This window comes from Vibrio sp. S234-5 (assembly GCF_000960595.1).
GTDB lineage: Bacteria > Pseudomonadota > Gammaproteobacteria > Enterobacterales > Vibrionaceae > Vibrio.
In genome coordinates this window covers 29,799-48,918 of record NZ_JZAM01000072.1, presented here as the reverse complement: position 1 = coordinate 48,918, position 19,120 = coordinate 29,799, and the positions used below count along the sequence as shown (strand labels likewise).

Sequence of the window (19,120 nt, the reverse complement as noted above, 5' to 3'; positions counted from 1 at the left end):
GTTAAATTAATTAAATAAGTTCTTATGTTATTTCATTTAACGTAATTAACTTACCACCAAAGATCAGCTTGGAAGCCAACAATAAAGTCATCCTCAGGCTTACCTGAAACCTCATTTAAATTAGTCCAAGATTTCGGTAAATATGAGGCTAGCAGTCTAATTTCCGGATTCACTCCAACGGAGGTTGGCAAAATAAACGTTGGTGCAATGGTTAACTTAGATTGGTTCCACGAACTCCCGCCCCAATTGTTGTATGCGTAGCCCACTTCACCTTGAACGTAGAAATGAGAACTAACAGGCACTGTCATTCTTGTCATTGCAGACAACCAGTAGTTGTAGTCGCTCTGTGAACGAGCATCCCCTGACGCCATATGGTTATACTGACCTTGAATGGATGGGAAAAACCCGACTCCGTTATCAAAAGTATAGCCCCCCCAGAGCATCACTCTTGCAGAGGTATCATCATCCTCTACTTTTGAGAGGAGCTGACGCGCATCGCCTGCCGCACCCCAGTCGTCATGCTGCCCCTGAGCTAAAGATCCGGGAGCATAAGCGTTGTAGTCCGTTATGGTGCCACCCAACAAATTGCCAGCACCCAAACCTTTACCCGCTTGAGCGATAATATTTGAAAAGCCATTGCCAGCTAGACCAAAGAAGCTCGACATTTTATACGTCAGTGTTAAATCAAAACCCGTTTCAGCCCACTCTTTGCCTTGTGCATCCCAGTTGTCTGGCATCGCCTTTAATAAAGCGGATACAGAGAGATTATCAAAACTGGTTCCAATATGGATTGCATGGAGAAGATTATTTAAGTTAGTTCCATTGTTACCAACTTGTGCTGGAGAATCTGCCCATCGGTCTGTATTTTCGTCATATCGATCACTGGCTATATACGCAAGATCAAATTCATTGCCAAAAAGGCTTAAATCCGTTAAGCCAATCCCTATACCGGACATATCTGTGTAAAAGAAGTCGGTCATGAAAATATAATTATCGCTCTTACCATATTCGCGCTTACCAGCCCAAAACGTTCCCGTTGGTGAAACACCCTTTAACTCAACGAACGCATTAGTGATCGCGGCATCAAATCCATCCGCGCTGGAGGATAATCCTGCTTCTTTCCCTTTTGCTCCAACACCAAAATTAATACGGAAATTTCTACCGTCGTCAAAGTCCCAATTGCTAACGAGGTTGGCTTTGTAATCGTTGTCGGCTTCAATGCCTAAACGACCTAACGTTTCCTTCTGACCAGCAAAATTAGAGCGTTTTAGATCATTTTCCACACTATTAATCACACCAGCACGAAAATACCCATGAAATTCAATGCTACTCATCTCCGCGGCATGCGCTTGAGAAGCGAAAGCGAGTCCTATAGCAACGCCTAGCGCAAGTTTCGATTTTATGAAGTGAAATTGATTGACCACTGTGGTTCTCCCTTTTGTCCCTAAGCCCTTGATTACAAGGCGATCACGATTGGATTAAATGCTTTCGGCTTTGGCAAGCCACAAAGAAAGCGCTTTCTTTGTAAGTTTAAAAAATAGGCCCATCTGTTAATGAAGCCTTAACATTGAAACTAATTTGTTACCACAACAAGCAGTACGTTATATTGCAATCGATGGAATCCACCATTACTGGCCATTGTAGCGGCTATAAATCGTATAAAACGCGACTTTCATCACCAAGCAAGCGCTTTCTTTATGCATGGATCACATTATAATCGCTTCTACCACGTTTTAATTGTGATTGGATTTGACGCAGATGCGCTGAACCTTGTTCAGTTCCAATATTTTTAATCTCGATGTCAAGAGCGCTAGGTGCTGTGAGAACACGAGGTTACACTGTCGACTTGAACTCAAAAGGCAACATAAGGGGAGTTCCATTGATCACCATTAAAGAAGTCTCTGAGCTGGCGAATGTCTCTCAATCAACGGTTTCAAGAGCACTTAATAACCATCCAACGGTAAAAGAAGCCAACCGTAAGAAAGTCTTCGAAGCGATTGAAAAGCTCGGTTACAAACCGAACGCCTTTGCACAGGCGCTCGCTTCAAGCCGCTCTAACAGCATCGGCATGTTAGTCGGCTCGCTGGATGGTCCATTTTATGGACCACTCATGCACCACGCGGAAAATACTGTAAGACAAAACAACATTCACTTGATCGTCACCAGTGGTCAGGAATCTCACACCAAAGAGCAAGATTCGATCAACTTCCTGCGCTCAAAGCAAGTGGATGGCTTGATTGTTCATTCCGACAAGCTCTCTGATGATGAACTGATTGAGGTGGTTGAGCGTCAAAACGCCACGATTGTTTTGAACCGCTACATTCCTGAAATTGCCGATCACTGCATTTTTATTGATAACGAACTCGGCGGCTATTTGGCGACCAAACACCTTCTAGAACATGGTCACAAGAAAGTGGCGTGTATTACAGGACAACTGAGCAAAGGCGATAGCCGAGAGCGCTTGCAAGGTTATCGTAATGCGCTGGCCGAGTTTGGTATTGCTTATGATGCTAACTTGATTGTTGAAGGACGTTTTGACCACCAAGGCAACCATGAAGCGGCGCGCCGTCTGCTCGATCGCGATCCACAAATCAGCGCCATTTTCTGCCAAAACGACAACATTGCTCTCGCAGTTTATGACGTGGCCGCAGAACGCGGATTGGCGATTGGCGACGATCTTTCTGTGGTCGGTTTTGATAACGATACTCACAGCCAGCACATTCGCCCACGCTTAACCACGGTGAACTTCCCTGTGATGGAAATGGGCTGCGAAGCGGCCAAAGGGGTTTTGGCGCTGGTCAACAAGCAAAGCTATCCATTGAAGCACAAACTGACGCCAGAGCTGGTGGTGCGAGATTCGGTGAAAGCCTGCCAATAGACGGCGACGATTCAATCCAAAAGCAGCGAGTTCCCCGCCTTGATCTTTTGTTAGTAAAAGCAAGTTAGTAAAAGCAAAAATGGCCTCACATCTTAGTGAGGCCATTTTGTTTTCATCGGCTTATTTGTAGAATTTAACCGCGATAAAGCATGGATTCTGGTATGCTCACCAGCACTTTTTCCACTTCACCCGTGCGAGCAAAAATCGCTTGGCTGATATTTCGGTCAAGTTCCAGTTGATCAAAAAGCTGCACACTGTCATCGTTCATCATCACTTCAATATGCCCTTGCGCCTGTTCGCTGATCTGGTAGATAAACGGTACCTGACAATAGGTAAACGCAAGCTGACCCGCTTCAAGCACATAACTGCGCTTTTCACCCGACAGCGCCAAACAGCTAAACGTGGTCGCTTGGGTAAGGAACTCTTGCTTCCTCAACAATGTCGGCTGAATGCGAATCGCCTCTTCTTTGACCTCGATGCCCAGTTCGACAAAGCGCGTCAACACTTCCTCCTTCACTTGGCCTGTCATGCCCGGCTGCTGTGCACCCGCGTGTTTTGGCGTGTGTGAGTATGGGTCGGTCGGGAACGCGCCGTAATTTTGCGGCGTTTTATTAAAGCCAATGCCCTGACGAACGCGGTAGTAGTAGTGCGCCAACTGCTTGGTTTCATCGCTGTTTGCATCTTGTTCCAATGCAAACTGGTAGTTTTCTTGTACTGCCAGCAGCAGTTTGGAGACCATGTGCCAGTAGATACAACCCAAGCCCTCGTAACCAAACATGGTGCCGGAGCGGCCAGTAAAGGCGCGGTGGTTGAACACTTGCTCGTAAAGCGCATTCAGCTCGTCCCACTGCTCTTTGCCAAGCTCAGGATAGTCTGCTTTTACCTGTGCGATTGCCTTGCGCAGCCCATCGACATTTTCAAACGCAGCGTGGAAATGGCAATCGCCTTGAATGTCGCGTTGCACAATGCGTTGATCACCCTTCGCTAGCATCTCGCTAATGACACGAGTTTCTTCAACTTGCTCAGGCGCGATGCGATTGCGCTCAACAAACGCGGGCAACTGGCGATCTGGATAGAGCATAAAGCTTTGCTGATCGTCACGGTACATGTCGCTGCTAAACAGCTTATCCAACAACTCAACGGCTTGTTTCGGAGTCAGCACACCCGCACTCAATACCGCCACTTGCCCTTCCAGCATAGGGTAGAGATTCTCGATATTTAAGCTTTCACCCGAGTAAGTCAGGATGTTGTAAGCGTTGTACAAACCATCTTCACGCAAGTTGTTTTCGATGCTCGAATCAAGTACCACAAGGCTGGCTTCCAGCAGTTTCTCTAGCGCGCTTTTCTCCACCTTGGTTTTGCCCGAGAAGCCGTTCATGCGGTAAACGCGCTGTCTATAGTCATCGGCCGATTTTTCTAGCAGGGTCAAAATCGCTTTGCGTGTCTGACGGTTCACCGTACCTTGACGGATCTCTTTGGTTGCGTCTTGCAAAATACGGGTGATGGCGAGCATCCAATCAAACACCTCTTTCGACATCGAGACAGATGACGGCAGTTCGCTCATTAATCCCTGCAAGAAGGCGACATAACGGCGCATGTAGTACAAGGTAACCATAGAGAGGCCATTGCCGACAATCGCGTTATTGGCGTCGTTCCATTCCGGGCGCTGAGTGTTTAGCCAAATACCGCCATCCAGTACCAAATTGCTCAGTTTCGACAGCAGAGGCACCAGCACTTTTTCACACAAGTTCACCATGTAAACGCTCTCTTCCCCTTCGAGAACTAAGCGGCCATCACTGCCCAGTTGCGCGACTTTTTCTTCGATGCGCTTTTGTCGAGCATAGTTAAATGCCACCGTATCTTTTGGATTGGCGAACAGCTTGTCCACGCCGCACAGCTCGTACGGCACATTGGCGTAGCTAAACAGATCGCTAGTGAGCAACTCGCTAAGCTCTTCACGCTGATATTTCTTCGCTAACTCGAGGAATTTCAGCAAGTAGATGATCTGGTGATCGCCCCAGTAACCGATGTTGCTCCACGGGTCATCCGCTTCCAACAGTTCCCAGTCGATGCCCTCTTTGGTGATGCGATAGGGGTTGTAGCCATCCATGGTCGAAGCGTTGACAAACTTTGCCATAAACGAAGAGATGAACCCGGGATAGCTCAGCGCCATCGCTTCCCAGTTTTGGAAAATGTCTCGCCAGTTACCTTGGTAGGAAAGCAGACGTTCGCCGTGTTCATCTTTGAGTTTGATTTCGTAGTGGTTCCACGGGCGGCTTGGGTCGCCATGACGACGGCCAAAGGTCAGTGGCAAATATTCGTAACTCAAACGCACCAACTGCGCGTCTCCAGTGAGCTTCGCCAGGCGCACCAGTTCTGCGTGAGTGAAACTCTCTGGCAGATCAGCGAAGAAGGTTTGCTGACGCGCCACCACCTGTTGGTTAGTTTTGCGCATGGTTTTCAGCACATCTCGCTTGTCGAGCTGGTAGTTGTTTTCAATCACGCCGCCGCGCATGCTGTTGAACAGTACGTTGGCGTAGTGGTGCACAAACGTGGTCTCTTCTGCGGTCACTTGCCATGCGTCGCCGCCCGACATCAAGGCCACCAGTTCTTGCTGATTCTGTGCAATACTCACCTCGATCTGCTGTTCCACATTCGCTGGCGTCGCAAGTTGCTGCTCTAAAGCGCGCACATCACAATGGTTTTTGTCGATATCCGCCACAATCAGCCAGTGCTTACTCTGACCTGCTGTCAACTTGATGGTTTTGTTGATCAAGTAGCTGCCGCGTACGCCACGCGTCAGTGGCTCGTTAGCAATTGGCTCACCACAGCGGAACGCGCCCAACTGTTCGCTGCTGAGCAGAATCTGCCCGTCGTCGTTATCGATGCTAAACACTGTGGTCGCCAACAGTGATTCGGCGGGCTCTGCGCGATCACTTAGCTTAGCGTACATGGTGTAGAGCGCCAGTGAGGTGCCTTCCACTTGTTCATTCCATTTGTAGGCATCCACCAAGGCACTGCGCGTTTGCAGAGCCGCCAATGGCGCGCCCGATGGCAATAGGTTTTGCAAACCGTCGAGAATGTCGAGCTCACGCTCTTGGCCAGAGAGATCACTGATTTGCGCACGGCGAACAAAGCCAAAATCGTCACTGCTGGCCCAAGTGTATTGGAATTTCAGCTTTAACGTGTGGTTAAGCTCTTCAAAAACGATTTTGTCGCCGATGCTGTTTTTATAAAGATTGCGCTCGACTTGGTACAAGCCATCGTGGAAACGGTTGAACGGTTCCCACAGTACCCAACGGCCATCTTGCTGTACGCGAATAATGGTTTTTGAGCCGGTGTTTTCCGCACTTTCATGGATATGATCCACCGACTTATAAGGGAAAAGAGCGTTTTCAGGACGAATGCGCCCCGCTGACAAACTGCCTGTTGAGGAGATAAACAGCCAATGGTCGCTGGACGAGACCACGCTAATAAAAAACGGGGCCATTTTATCTACGTTGGCGATTTTGTAGTAACGCTCGCCAAGTAAATCAACAAAAGAGCCAGTGACTGTTTGATTTTTAACCTGTGTAAGATTCATAATTTCATTCCGACTAAAGAAAGCGCTTTCTATTTGCGCTTTTTTAAATAGAGATGCTAACCATCACCCAGCAAGGTGATGGCAACGAGCAAAGTGGTTTTCTGCAATTTGGGTTGCTTCTGGCAGCGAGTGCGTACACTGCTCAGTCGCTTTCAGACAGCGAGCCGCGAATGGACAGCCAACACTGCTTGGCTTCCACAGTGGAATCTCGCCTTTTTTCGCTTGCAGTTCCCGTCTCCCCGCCTTGCCCACTTCTGGCACCGCAGAAAGCAGCAGCTGCGAATACGGATGCTGCGGGTTTTGCGTCACACTGTCGCTGTCGCCCCACTCAACCATGTGGCCGACATACATCACTGCGGTTTTTTCAGCGAAGTAACGTGCCGTTGCAATGTCGTGAGTGATGTACATAAATGAGATGCCGTGCTTGTCTTTTAGATCCGCCATCAAGTTCAAAATACCTAGGCGTACAGACACATCCAGCATAGAGATAGGCTCATCGGCCAAAATCACTTCAGGGTCAACGGCGATAGCACGGGCAATCGCAACGCGCTGACGCTGGCCACCACTGAGTTCGTGCGGGTATTTTTCCGCCGTCTCTTTCGCCGGCGACAGACCCACCAGTTCCAACAGCTCGTACACCAACTTAGGAATCGCGGCGTTCTCGGCACGCTTATGAATCTGCAATGGGCGCGCAATGTGGTGGTAAATGGTATGAACCGGGTTGAGTGAGCCAAAGGGATCTTGGAAAATCATCTGCACTTGGCGTGCGTATTCCAGCTCACCATTTTCTTTGATGTAATCAGCCAGCGGTTGGCCTTTGAAGCTGACTTCCCCTGCGGTTTTATCGTAGATGCGGGTTAAAATACGTGCTCCGGTACTTTTGCCCGAGCCCGACTCACCGACAATCGCCAACGCTTCACCTTTGCGCAGCTCAAACGACACATCGTTCACCGCTCGCATCAGATTACTTTTCATCGATTGACCCAGAGGAAAATCTTTCACCAGATTCTTAACCGAAAGAATCACCTCGGGTGTGTTTACTTGTTGCATATTTCCCCCAACTACACTGAATGACAAGAGACTAGGCTGCCGTTGCCGACATGTTTGAGATGTGGCTCTTGCTGCTTACACACGGATGCACAAACACCGCAACGCTCTTGGAAATTACATCCCGTTGGGATATTGAGCAGATTGACCGGGTTACCGGGAATGCCGTAAAGACGCTCTTTTGGCCCGTGAATAGTCGGGAATGACGAGATCAATCCTTTGGTATAAGGGTGCTGCGGATTGCCAAACACTTGCTGCGCTTCACCCAACTCAATTAAGTTGCCGGCGTACATCACGCCAATGCGGTCGGCGATTTCGCCCATCAAACTCAAATCGTGACTGATAAACAGAATCGAAAAGCCGAACTTGCTCTTGAGTTCGTACAGTTCGTTCAATATTTCACGCTCAACCACCACATCCAGCGCCGTGGTTGGCTCGTCCATGATGATCAGTTTCGGCTCAAGCGCCAATGCCACCGCAATCACCACGCGCTGCCTCATCCCGCCACTGAGCTGGTGCGGAAAGCTGCTCATACGATCGCCATGAATGCCGACGATTTTCAGCAGTTCTACCGCTCGCTCATGGGCTTGTTTGTACGGTACTTTACGATGCGCCAAAATCACATCCGTCAGTTGCTCACCAATGGTGATCACCGGGTTGAGTGAGTTCATCGCGCTCTGGAACACCACCGACACATCGTTCCAGCGAAAATCGCGCAATTGGCGATCGTTCATCTTCAACACGTCTTGCCCTTTGTAGAGGATTTCCCCCTCCGAGATCAGCGCAGGCGCTTTATGCAGACGCGAGATGGCAAACGCTAAGGTGCTTTTGCCACAGCCCGATTCGCCAGCTAAACCTACGGTTTCACCCGGTGAAATGGTTAGGCTTACGTTATTCACTGCGCGTGCCACGCCATTGGGTGAGACATAATCTACGCACAAGTTATTGATTTCAAGTAACTGACTCATAGTAGACCTCGGCGTTTATCGGCTTGCTTTTTCAATTGATGCCACAGTTTGATGTGTGGGCCAGTGCGCAGTTTCGGGTTGCTCACTTGGTCGATGGACATGTTGACCAGCGCCAACGCACCACCGGTAATCGCCAGTGCCGACGCCGGTACCAGCATCTCCCACCATGCGCCGGTGTAGAGCGATGAGGAGGTTTGCGCCCAGTACAGCATGGAACCCCAGCTCACTTCGGTTGCATCTCCCAAGCCGAGAATGCCTAGGCCCGCTTCCGCGCCCATGGCGTAAATCACGGTACCTAAGAAGCCGCCGAATACGATGGAAACGAGGTTTGGCAGGATTTCGACCAAGATGATGCGGATTTTTGACTCGCCCATCACTTCCGCCGAAATGATGAACTCTTTATTGCGAATCGCCATGGTTTGTGAGCGGATGACCCGTGCGCCCCAAGGCCACGACGTGATTCCGAGCAAGACGGTGATCACCAAGGATCCCACCTGACCGAGAAAAGCCGCCAGCACAATCAAAAGGGGCAACTGGGGAAAAACCAGAAACACGTTGGTCAGAAAGTTAAGTCGCTCATCGATTTTGCCGCCGAAGTAGCCGGAGGAAACACCGATGATCACTGCCAAGCTCATGGCAATCACGCCCGCGGCAATTGCTACGGTGAGTGACTTTCGCGCACCGTGCAGCACTTGGCTGTAGACATCACGGCCACTACGCGTGGTACCGAGAACGTATTCTGCATTCGGCGCGACGTGCGGGCGAGCCACGCGCTTTTCTGGGTTGTGGGTTGCCAATACCGGTGCAAATAGTGCTCCGCTCAGGATAATGGTCAGTAACAAACCACCAATAATGGCTGGCGGGTTACCGTAGAAGAATGCGTAAATTTTACCCAGTGTTTTTTTGGTCTTTTTCCACGAGAAACGAGGCTCACGAGCGATCATTTCAACGGGTTCGGACGCTTTATTAGTATTAATGATCTTGTCCATGGTACACCTTAATTCGAAATGCGGGGGTCAAGCCAGACGTAGAGCAGATCGGCAATAAAGTTCGCCGTTAAAACTGCCGTGACGAGAATTAACAAGATGGCTTGGATTAATGGGTAGTCACGCGCCACAATGCCTTTGAGTAGAATGTTGCCCAGCCCTTGGTAGTTAAACACCACTTCCGTCATGATTGAGCCGGCGAAGGAGAAACCAATCGCCATGGCAATCGCAGTCGCCACTGGCAAAATCGCGTTGCGGCCTGCATAGCGGTACATCACGCGGAAACTGCTCAGTCCTTTCGCTTCCGCCATGGTGACGTAATCTTCACCAAGCACGTTGATCATCGCGTTGCGCATGTTAAACACCCAAGTGGCGATACCGACCACCACCATCGAACCGACTGGAAGCACCGCGTGTTTCGCTACGCTGCCAATGAACTCTAGGTTAAAACCCGGCTCTAACGCTGGGTCGTAGGTGTACGCCAGCGGCAATAGTTCCAGTTTCAAACCGAAGAAGTAGAACAGCAGCAGCGCAGTAACGACATAAGGGAAGTTACTGATGAAGGCCAGCACGGGTGGCACCACTTGGCCAAACAGTCCTTCACGACGATAAGACGCATAGGTACCAATACTGACACCGATGATCAATGCGACAATCAAAGAGCCGAGCGCAAGGAACATGGTCCACGGCAGCGCCATGGCAATCACATCCGATACACTTACCGGAAACATCAGTACCGAAGGGCCAAGATCAAGCGTAAACACGCTCTTCATGTAAGCCAGATACTGCTCAAACAGGTTGCCATCGACAAAACCATACATCTCACGCACTGCGTCCATCTGAGCTGGGTCCATTCGACCTTGTGCTGCGGCAAACAGAGCATCCACCGGATCCCCTGGCATCAAACGCGGCAACATAAAGTTGAATGAAATCGCAATCAGAAAGGCAGTAAAATAAAAGCCAAAACGGCGAACTAAAAACGACATAACACACCTTTTAACCTAGGAGCCACCACCGTGGCGGTGACTCCTAACAATTGAAAACACAAACCACTTATTTCAGGTGTAAGTTGTTGAGAATGATCACGCGCTTACCGCCGTCATACCACACTGGCTGTACATAAGGATGATCTGCATCTGGCCAGCCAACAATCTTCTTGGTGCTGTATTGGAACCAAGTTGGGTTAGAGAACAGAGGAATAAACGGTAGGTTTTCTGCGGTGTATTCCTGCAATTGAGAAAGAATCGCTTCTTGCTCTTTCGCATCGCCGATTTTGCCGAAGCTTTCAATCAACTTGTCGATCTCTGGCGAGTTCACACCGTGGCCCGCGTGCCATGTTTTGCCGATACGTGACGTCGCGAAGTACTCTTGGTAGGCCAAAATTGGGTTGGTGGCGACCATCGACCAGTTGATCGACATGGTGTATTTGCTCTCTTTCAAGTTAGCGTCATACACAGCCCAGTCCACGGTTTTCACATTGGCTTTGATGCCAATTTCATCAAAGTATTCCGTGACCATCTGCACCACTTGGATCCAGTCAGTCCAGCCGTTCACCACTTCGATATCAAACTCAACCGTTGAGCCATCTTTGTTGTCACGTAAACCGTCGCCATTGCGATCCACAATGCCCGCATCTTCTAGCAATTGTTTCGCTTTTTCTGGGTTATATTGGGTCAAATAACCATATTTTTGCCCAATTTTAGGGTCGATATGCGTTTTGTATAGTTCACCAATACCGCCGACATTGTAGTTGGGCGTCGGATAACCATAAGCGGCGATATCGACAATCTCTTGGCGATCCAGAGCCATTGACAATGCCTGACGCACGCGCAGATCATCAAACGGCGCTTTTTTGGTGTTGACGTACAGGTGAATCGCGTCGTTGGCTGGGTACCAGAAGTGGTTGTTGGCTTTGTCTTGCGCGACAAACGTCGATTCCACATCCGCAATGAAGTTGGAACCCCAGTCGATTTCGCCTTTGATCAACGCAGGTTGAATTTGCGAGTTGTCGTTGTAAGAGCGGAAGTTGACGCAATCAAGATATGGACGACCTTCAAGGTAGTAGTTCGGGTTACGGCACAGTTCCATTTGCTGTGGCTTAACGTATTTCACTACCGTCATTGGGCCGCTGCCCACAGGATTTGGATTGGTAAAGGTGGTTAAGTCTGCCACTTTTGACCAAATGTGCTTAGGAACAATGTGGTAACGCTCTAGATTCCACGCGAAAGTCGAGTCCGCCTCATTGAGTGCAAAGACCACTGTAGTCGCATCTTTGGCGGTAATGGTTTGCAGATTTTTCGCCGACCAAATCCCTTTCTGGTCAAACGCTGGCGCATCTTTGGTGAGCATGAAGCTGTAAACCACATCCTCTGCGGTCAGTGGCGTGCCATCAGACCATTTCAAGCCGTCACGCAGTGTCAGGGTGAGGGTTTTTAGATCGTCCGAGTAAGCCACCGATTTTGCCAAACGAAAATCCGTTTTCCCCGTCATGTTATTGAACACCAACAGAGGTTCAAACATCACACCGTGCAGCAGATCTTTGGTGGTGTAAGGGTTGAAGTTGTCGACAAACCCCGTATTGATGATTGGCACGGTTAAGGTACCACCCTGTTTGATCTCGGCCGCTGTAGAGGCCGTTGCAGTTAACAGTAGACTGGCAGCGAGAGTTGCGAGCAGAGTTTTCTTTTGCATCACATTGTCCTTGTTTTAGTTACACCCCATGAAAGCGATTTCTTATTGTTTTTTGATTCACTTCCCGTTGTACGCACAATAACTAGCAAAACGAGAAAGAAAGCGCTTTCTTTTAATTCATTCTTCCCCTTTGCCTACAACTATTCAAATAGAGATGGATAAAAACGACCAGAGATCACAGATTCACTTAACTTATACATATCAATAAGTTATAACCATGTCCAGTTATTGGACTTAAATAAAATACTTAAAAATCAAAAACTTAAAATATGCCATTTATGATGAATTTTGTGACGTAACAAACGTTTATTCTCCGCAAAGAGATAGAATCATCGCCGTGACTCTCCATTTCTCTTATTGTTTGTCATTAAACAATAAGAAAGCGCTTTCTTTATTAAATATTCCGTGAAATGATAAGGTTAGACTACAAGTTGGAGTGACTCACTATGCTCAATTTCTGGAATGGCAACAAATCGTGGACAAGACAACAGCACGAAATCGATGTACTTCATGCTGTACTGCAAGCTCAAGAACTGCCTTGCAACATTGTCCATGATACTACGGACTACCCTCTCGCCACCGATGAGGCCAATATTTTTGCGTCAGGCACTGATCTCACTACCACGGTCGCGGGCAACCGTAAATTTGCCAAAGAAACATACCTGATGGTGCCTCACGCCATTTGCGGCGGCATCTTGGGTTGTCGTGTCTTGATTGTACGCCGTGATGAACAGGATCAATTTGCCCACTTATCGCTCTCTGAGTTGCAACAGCGTATCGCTGGCATTCCCGGCACTTGGGCAGACGCTGAACTCTTGCGGCAAAATGGTTTTCAGGTATTGGAACAAGGAACGCTGGCACAACAATTTTTACTTCTACAAGAAGGGCTGTGTGATTTTATCCCGCTCGGCATCAACGAAGCACAAAGTTTACTTGATGACCATCCACAAGAGGCCAGTCGGCTCGTCATAGAGCCCAGTCTGATGTTTTTCTATCCTTTACCTATCGTCTTTTATCTGAATCCGAGCCAAACCAAACTGCAAAAAGATCTCGAACAAGGACTACAAAAGCTCGAGCAACGCGGAGTGTTAGAGCACATCTACCGAAAACATTACGGCACTGCGGTTCAGCATCTTTCTCCAAAAACGCGAAAAGTATTCCGCTTAGTTAACTCTCTGTTACCTGAAGAGTGGCATGATTTCACGCCACTTTATCTTTGAATGGTTGGAGATGATAATTTTTCATTATTATTTTTAGAATATTTGATAATTTAACATCTCAAGCATGCTCACATAGACTTTCTCTATCGGTCGCAAGTACTCAGAAAATTAGCATTTGGAGAAAGTCATGAAAATGAATCACGTCGGCATCATGGTGGGCGATATGGACCAAGCGGTGGAGTTCTATACTCAAGCTTTGGGGCTAAAAATCGTCATGAACAATACAAAAGTGATTGAAGAACGAGAAACGGCGATTGGCCGTATGTGTATCGCGGTTTTTGGTGAGGGTTTTAAAGGTTTTAACATTGCGCACCTCACCACGACAGATGGTATTGGTGTCGAACTGTTTGAAATGAGAGAACGCCAAGAGCGCCATGGCGTAGACTTCTCTCGGCTAGGTATTTTCCATTTCTGCCTGCAAACCGACGATTTTGCAGGAGTGATGGAGAAAGTGACAAAATTTGGTGGGAAAGTGCGTATGGATGTGATGCGTTACCATCCAGAAGACGATGCAAAGCCCGCTAAGATGGTCTATTTAGAAGACCCGTTTGGTAATCTCTTTGAGCTTTATTCCCACTCGTATGAAGAAACCTACGCTTCCGATTACGAATAGCCCACCAAGTACACTTGGCATTACCACTTCTGAGGATTAGCAATTAGCTAATCCTTACTTGTTTCTGCACAGTGCTTCTTTTATGTTGCTTTCTATGGGTTACCTTAAAACAAATATGACACCCCATCCATTTTTGGTTGTATGAAGGACACCTCTATGCTCAATCCAATCTGGCTGAACACGTTCAAAACCTTAGTTGATGTGGGGCACTTTACTCACACGGCAGAAAAGCTGCATATGACCCAACCTGGGGTCAGCCAGCACATTCGAAAACTTGAAGAGCTCTGCGGTCATGCGCTCATACAGCGAATCAATAAAACCTTTGAACTCACAGAGCAAGGAAAATTGGTCTATGAACACGCCGTAAAGAGCGCCGATGCTGAAGCACGTTTGTTTGCTAGCCTAGAGTTTGATAATCCATTTGCTGGTCTGTGTAAGTTATCCTGTTCAGGTTCACTGGCATTGCAACTCTATCCACAGTTGCTGTCGTTGCAGCAAGCGCATCTTGATTTAAAGATCCATCTTGAAGCCGCCCCCAACCAGAAAATCTTCAATGATCTGCAGACAGATATGATTGACTTAGGGATTGTCACCCAAAAACCCGACGAAAGGCTATTTCAAAGCACTGTTCTCGGCAGCGAGACTTTATGTTTGGTCTTACCAAAGTTTTATAAAGAAAGTGAAATTAACGCCGACTTGCTATGCGATATTGGGGTGATTGATCATCCTGATGCCCAGCATTACTTATCCATTTATTTCAATGCGTGTGAGCTGGAGTCGCTGTCGAAGATCAACCTAGATAAGCTGCCAAAATCGGGCTACGTCAACCAACTGAGCCAAATCTTACTCCCGGTTTCTCGAGGTTTGGGATTTACCGTGCTGCCAAAAAGTGCCATCACAAACTTTGTCGATAGCGAAAGCCTAGTCGTTGTCAGTCCAAAAACGGAAGTGAGAGAAACCTTATATTTGGTGCAAAAAAGAAACCGCGACCTACCGCAACGTTACCATACCGTGAATAGCTATCTAGCACGCATTTTGTGTTAGTCTCGCAGAGAAACCAAGGGTAGACCACAACGAAAAATCGAAACGATATGCTCAATATGAATTAGATTTGGCGGAGTAAGAAGAGGAAAACTTGGAGCGGGCAGCGGGAATCGAACCCGCATCATCAGCTTGGAAGGCTGAGGTAATAGCCATTATACGATGCCCGCGCATCGTGAGGACGGGAGTTACTATGCCACATCTAATAAAAAAGGAAAGCCCTTTTTAGTTCAAACGGTTAAATCATAGTCAAACATTTTCCAAGTGCTCAGATATTGCTCTCATAGTTCAATCTGAGCGACTGCGGCACAGTTCTTTCCTTGCCTTTTCGCTTGATACATCAGATTGTCTGCTGTATTTAAATCCATCCTCTGTCGTACGTAGGGATAATACGCACATCCGAGGCTGATCGTCACCTTGTCGGGCATTTGGATAAAAGTGATATCAGACACCGCGACACACAAGCGTTTTGTCAGCTGCTCAACATTGGCAAACGGTAAACCACACAATACGATGGCAAACTCTTCACCACCGATTCTGGCGTATAGCGCATTATCCGGTAGCTCATGCTCGACACATCTTGCGACACGCTGAATCACCACATCGCCTGTGGCATGGCCAAACTCATCGTTAATTTTCTTGAAGTCATCGATGTCAAACATCAACACCGCAACCGAAGTGTCCTTTGTCGATAACGTTTCTAGTTGCTCAATAAAAAAGCGTCGATTACTAATTTGGGTTAAATGATCACGCCGAGAAATATCGAGCAAATTTTGATTCGCAGTTTGCAGCTCTTGCGTTCTTAACTTCACGGTACGCTTGAGAAGTAAGATATAACTAAAGGACAACACAACAACCAGCGCCAATGCAGCGGGAAACAAAAATTTGGGATACACGGTTTGAATTGTGCTCCAACTGGCGATCACTTTATCCATTTCGCGATCGCCCACTCGCTCAAAACCGCGCTCTAACTCTTGGAGCAGATTCTGTTTACCTTCGGCGACGGCGGGACGAATCTCCCCAGAGTAAAGATACAGTGCGGGCACAAATGCAGTGGATTGATCTGAAGTGTACAAGTAAAAATTCGCGACTTGCAGATCGGCGACAAAAGCGTCGATGTCGTGGCGAAAAGCCGCTTCTATCATCAAACGGTTATTTGTGTACTTGACCAACCTCGCCGCCGGATAGGTTTTTACCATAAAATATTCTTCATAACCGCCCTCAACTACACCAATCCCTTGCGCATTCTGGCCCGTCAGCATCTCGTTAAGATCAGAGGTGATGATTCTTTGGCTGAGATACAGCTGAGTATTGATGGTCATGATCGCATCGGCAAAATCGAAAAAGGTATCGCGCTTATCTGACCACAACAATCCGGCATGGACATCGGCTCTTCCTTCCCGAACCGCAAGAATAGAGTCATTCCAATCCGCCAAGACAAACTCGATCTCCACCCCGTTTTTCTCGCCGTAACGTTGCCAGAGATCGATCAAAATACCGCGCTTGGAGCCATCTTCAGCCACATAGGAAAACGGCTTCCAAGAGGTCGAATTCGCCACTCTGAGCTTCTTTTTTACTGAATCTTCCTCAGCAGCCAAGGTGTTAAAACAAAGCACAACTTGAGCAAATAAGACAAATTTCAATAAAACACGTATCAAAAGCGTGACATGCATTGAGCAAGTCCTTCATCGTTTAAATATTTTTGGAATTTAACGCTAAGTGTCGTTCAATTTTTTGCTTTTTCAACAACAAAACTTAGGCAAAAGGTCATTAAACTTTGAACTGTGAAACCTCTCGATTTAATTCATTCACTTTTTCTTTGGCCTGCAGGGCACAAAGATTGGAGGCGTCGCTGTTTTCTGCTACACCAGACACCGACTCCTGCACACCAGCCATCAACTGGGTAATGGATTGAGTCGCCTCCGATTGCGTTTGCGCTGCTTGGGCGAGCTCACTGATTTGCCGATTGAGCAGATTGATCTGCTCAACGCTCTCCTGCAGCTTGGTTACCGCTTGTTCTATGTGTTCTTCGCCACTAGACGCCAGTGTTTGACTGGCTTCGATCTCTTTTACCACTAAGCCTGTCGAGCTTTGAATGGCATTGACAATCGTATTGATCTCACTGGTCGATTCCGTGGTCCGACTGGCAAGCAAACGCACTTCGTCAGCCACCACCGCGAATCCTCGCCCATACTCTCCAGCGCGAGCCGCTTCAATCGCGGCATTTAGCGCCAGCAAATTGGTTTGCTCGGCCAGCCCTTCAATTACCTCTGTCACTTTGCCGATTTGCTCGCTCGCTTGGCTTAACTCCGCCACCATTTTTGCGGCGCTTTGAATGGTTTGATTGAGTGCTTGCATCGTCTGCTGATTTCTATCTAAGGCTTGATGTCCCTGAGAAATCTTCTCTTTTGAATCCGCCAGACTTTGCGCTGATGACTCCACTTGAAGCAAAGTATTGGTCGCGGCATCAGCCACCCCATTGACTTCATGCCCCACCTCAACCATATCCGCTTGCTGTCTTTTTATTTGTATGAGGGTTTTCTCACTCGCCTTCAACAGCTTACTCATGCTAGCGTCCACCGAAACGGCTTTGTCTGTCACCCCTTGGACGATTGAGGACAAAGAGTGATTCATTCGGTTTACCGAATCGGTGAGTTTTGCCAATTCGTCCGTTCCTTCGACGATCAAAGGCGCTTGCGAGATGTCCCCCGAAGCGATGCGGCTGGCGCGCTCAGACACCAGCGCAATTCGCCGACCAATATTCCGGCCTAAGTATCCTGACAACACAACAGCGGCAAGTACGGTTAGTACAACGGCAATCGCCAGAGAAATCACCACCTGTTGAATCGATTGACGGATCCCTGCTCCACTGAGATCAGCTTTTTGCTGTTGACTCCGCACCACTTGCTCTAACCGTTGATTGAGTTTGTTCGCCGTTGGCACCAGCTCTGAGGCCATTATCTGATTGCTTTGGTTCCAGTTAGGGGCATTTCGCAGGGCAATAACTTGCTCAGCGAGCGGGAAATAGAGTTGTTGCATCTCCTTAAACAGTGACCACAAATCGCGATCACTTTCTGACATCAGCTCACTTTTTTGCTCAATTTCCGCGACGGATTGATTATGAAAAGCGATAAAGTCTTGATATTTCTCTAGGTGCTCTGGCTTTCCGTACTGCAGATAATCTCGCATTGCGGAGAGTGCGTTAGCGAGTGAGGTGTAGCTGTTCGCATACACTTTGAACAGGCGCTTACGCTCACCGCCTTCTCGGTTGCCCGCTTCATCGTTGATCAGACCTTGGATCTGATCCAAAGCCACTTCGGCGATTGGCGCGGCTTCGTTGAGGAATAAGCTGTGCGCTGGCAAGTTTTCATCGGTGTGACTCAACTCAACCACACGATTAACCAAAGTGACCACCGTTTGCCACTGCTGCGACAACGCCTCAAATTCTTCAGGGGCAATCAGCGATTGCAAACGTGGTAGCGCTTCTTCTGTGCGAGACAGGACGGTGATCAGAGCTTGATGGAGGGTTTCTCGCTTATTTTCTTCTCCACCCAGCAGCATGTATGCGCGCAGGGTAGAGATAACTTCTTGAATGGACTGCTGAATGGCTCGGCTACTATCGACGGTCGGCAAATCACGAGTAAGTAGCGACGTTGTATGCTGCTCCACCACATTGGTAGTGCGATAAGTGAAAACCGACGAAGCAATAAACAACACAGCAAGTAACATAAAACTCAACTGCAACTTCCCTGATATTGAAAAACTCATCCAACAACTCCTGAGTAGTCTAAGATATCCCTCCAACAATTTTGGCACACTTAGCATACATGTCACTAACTTATCTCAACTGCAGCTTGCAAACTCGCCATTTTTTCCTAAATCAGCAGATAACACGCCACTTGCTCAGCCAGATAACGCCAATATTCTGCAAGCATGAGTCACTTTGAGCGACTATGGCTACATTTTTATTCGCTAAAAAATCACTTGTTTCATACATATGTGACGCTAGCGATAAAATTGTTAAAAAATTTCTATTGGCTATCTCGCTAATTTTCAAACGCTCTGATAACTTTACGCCACTTTAAAATTGGCT

Annotated in this window: 13 protein-coding genes and 1 tRNA gene; 4 read left to right on the top strand and 10 right to left on the bottom strand. The window is 47.9% G+C overall.

Features of this window, described 5'->3' with window-relative positions:
• Positions 1 to 50: 50 nt before the first annotated feature.
• Positions 51 to 1,424: a carbohydrate porin gene (locus UF06_RS03030; RefSeq protein WP_242401978.1), complete on the bottom strand. Its 1,374-nt coding sequence runs from the start codon at positions 1,422 to 1,424 to the stop codon at positions 51 to 53.
• Between the two features lie 455 nt (positions 1,425 to 1,879).
• On the opposite strand from UF06_RS03030, the gene UF06_RS03025 reads away from it, so the two are divergent.
• Entirely contained in the window at positions 1,880 to 2,878 is a 999-nt protein-coding gene (locus tag UF06_RS03025; protein ID WP_039442893.1) for a LacI family DNA-binding transcriptional regulator, read from the top strand.
• Between the two features lie 133 nt (positions 2,879 to 3,011).
• On the opposite strand, the gene UF06_RS03020 is transcribed toward UF06_RS03025, so the two are convergent.
• The 6 genes from UF06_RS03020 to UF06_RS02995 all read right to left on the bottom strand — a co-directional run bounded on the left by UF06_RS03020 (position 3,012) and on the right by UF06_RS02995 (position 12,153).
• The gene (locus tag UF06_RS03020) at positions 3,012 to 6,461 is read right to left on the bottom strand and encodes a hypothetical protein (RefSeq protein ID WP_045569123.1); all 3,450 of its coding nucleotides are present in this window, start codon (positions 6,459 to 6,461) and stop codon (positions 3,012 to 3,014) included.
• Between the two features lie 63 nt (positions 6,462 to 6,524).
• Entirely contained in the window at positions 6,525 to 7,511 is a 987-nt protein-coding gene (locus UF06_RS03015; protein WP_045569122.1) for an ABC transporter ATP-binding protein, read from the bottom strand.
• A gap of 11 nt (positions 7,512 to 7,522) precedes the next feature.
• Positions 7,523 to 8,476, bottom strand: a complete 954-nt coding sequence (locus UF06_RS03010; protein ID WP_045569121.1) for an ABC transporter ATP-binding protein — start codon at positions 8,474 to 8,476, stop codon at positions 7,523 to 7,525.
• A complete protein-coding gene (locus UF06_RS03005; RefSeq protein ID WP_045569120.1) occupies positions 8,473 to 9,465 on the bottom strand; it encodes an ABC transporter permease in 993 nt (330 codons plus the stop codon). Before UF06_RS03005 ends, UF06_RS03010 begins: the two co-directional genes overlap by 4 nt.
• A gap of 8 nt (positions 9,466 to 9,473) precedes the next feature.
• On the bottom strand, positions 9,474 to 10,448 hold the full coding sequence (locus UF06_RS03000) for an ABC transporter permease (protein ID WP_039442898.1): 975 nt from the start codon (positions 10,446 to 10,448) through the stop codon (positions 9,474 to 9,476).
• A 67-nt stretch (positions 10,449 to 10,515) separates the two neighbouring features.
• Positions 10,516 to 12,153 carry an ABC transporter substrate-binding protein gene (locus UF06_RS02995; RefSeq protein ID WP_045569119.1) on the bottom strand — a complete coding sequence of 546 codons (1,638 nt, stop codon included), beginning with the start codon at positions 12,151 to 12,153 and terminating at the stop codon, positions 10,516 to 10,518.
• A gap of 446 nt (positions 12,154 to 12,599) precedes the next feature.
• Between UF06_RS02995 and UF06_RS02990 the strand changes: the two genes are divergently transcribed.
• The 3 genes from UF06_RS02990 to UF06_RS02980 all read left to right on the top strand — a co-directional run bounded on the left by UF06_RS02990 (position 12,600) and on the right by UF06_RS02980 (position 15,030).
• Entirely contained in the window at positions 12,600 to 13,373 is a 774-nt protein-coding gene (locus UF06_RS02990; RefSeq protein WP_045569118.1) for a transporter substrate-binding domain-containing protein, read from the top strand.
• Between the two features lie 127 nt (positions 13,374 to 13,500).
• On the top strand, positions 13,501 to 13,986 hold the full coding sequence (locus UF06_RS02985; RefSeq protein ID WP_045569117.1) for a VOC family protein: 486 nt from the start codon (positions 13,501 to 13,503) through the stop codon (positions 13,984 to 13,986).
• A gap of 156 nt (positions 13,987 to 14,142) precedes the next feature.
• A complete protein-coding gene (locus UF06_RS02980) occupies positions 14,143 to 15,030 on the top strand; it encodes a LysR family transcriptional regulator (protein WP_045569116.1) in 888 nt (295 codons plus the stop codon).
• 92 nt (positions 15,031 to 15,122) lie between these two features.
• On the opposite strand, the gene UF06_RS02975 is transcribed toward UF06_RS02980, so the two are convergent.
• From UF06_RS02975 to UF06_RS02965, 3 genes are all read right to left on the bottom strand, one after another.
• A tRNA-Gly gene (locus tag UF06_RS02975) sits at positions 15,123 to 15,197 on the bottom strand.
• Between the two features lie 111 nt (positions 15,198 to 15,308).
• Positions 15,309 to 16,586 carry a sensor domain-containing diguanylate cyclase gene (locus UF06_RS02970; RefSeq protein ID WP_242401977.1) on the bottom strand — a complete coding sequence of 426 codons (1,278 nt, stop codon included), beginning with the start codon at positions 16,584 to 16,586 and terminating at the stop codon, positions 15,309 to 15,311.
• A 211-nt stretch (positions 16,587 to 16,797) separates the two neighbouring features.
• A complete protein-coding gene (locus UF06_RS02965) occupies positions 16,798 to 18,795 on the bottom strand; it encodes a methyl-accepting chemotaxis protein (protein WP_045569114.1) in 1,998 nt (665 codons plus the stop codon).
• Between the last annotated feature and the right edge of the window lie 325 nt (positions 18,796 to 19,120).

What these genes read in the sequence shown, in the direction of transcription:
- UF06_RS02995 (WP_045569119.1), bottom strand. Translation starts at nt 12,153, where the DNA reads ATGCAAAAGAAAACTCTGCTCGCAACTCTCGCTGCCAGTCTACTGTTA.
- UF06_RS03015 (WP_045569122.1), bottom strand. Translation starts at nt 7,511, where the DNA reads ATGCAACAAGTAAACACACCCGAGGTGATTCTTTCGGTTAAGAATCTG.
- UF06_RS02965 (WP_045569114.1), bottom strand. Translation starts at nt 18,795, where the DNA reads ATGAGTTTTTCAATATCAGGGAAGTTGCAGTTGAGTTTTATGTTACTT.
- UF06_RS03020 (WP_045569123.1), bottom strand. Translation starts at nt 6,461, where the DNA reads ATGAATCTTACACAGGTTAAAAATCAAACAGTCACTGGCTCTTTTGTT.
- UF06_RS02990 (WP_045569118.1), top strand. Translation starts at nt 12,600, where the DNA reads ATGCTCAATTTCTGGAATGGCAACAAATCGTGGACAAGACAACAGCAC.
- UF06_RS03010 (WP_045569121.1), bottom strand. Translation starts at nt 8,476, where the DNA reads ATGAGTCAGTTACTTGAAATCAATAACTTGTGCGTAGATTATGTCTCA.
- UF06_RS02985 (WP_045569117.1), top strand. Translation starts at nt 13,501, where the DNA reads ATGAAAATGAATCACGTCGGCATCATGGTGGGCGATATGGACCAAGCG.
- UF06_RS03005 (WP_045569120.1), bottom strand. Translation starts at nt 9,465, where the DNA reads ATGGACAAGATCATTAATACTAATAAAGCGTCCGAACCCGTTGAAATG.
- UF06_RS03000 (WP_039442898.1), bottom strand. Translation starts at nt 10,448, where the DNA reads ATGTCGTTTTTAGTTCGCCGTTTTGGCTTTTATTTTACTGCCTTTCTG.
- UF06_RS02980 (WP_045569116.1), top strand. Translation starts at nt 14,143, where the DNA reads ATGCTCAATCCAATCTGGCTGAACACGTTCAAAACCTTAGTTGATGTG.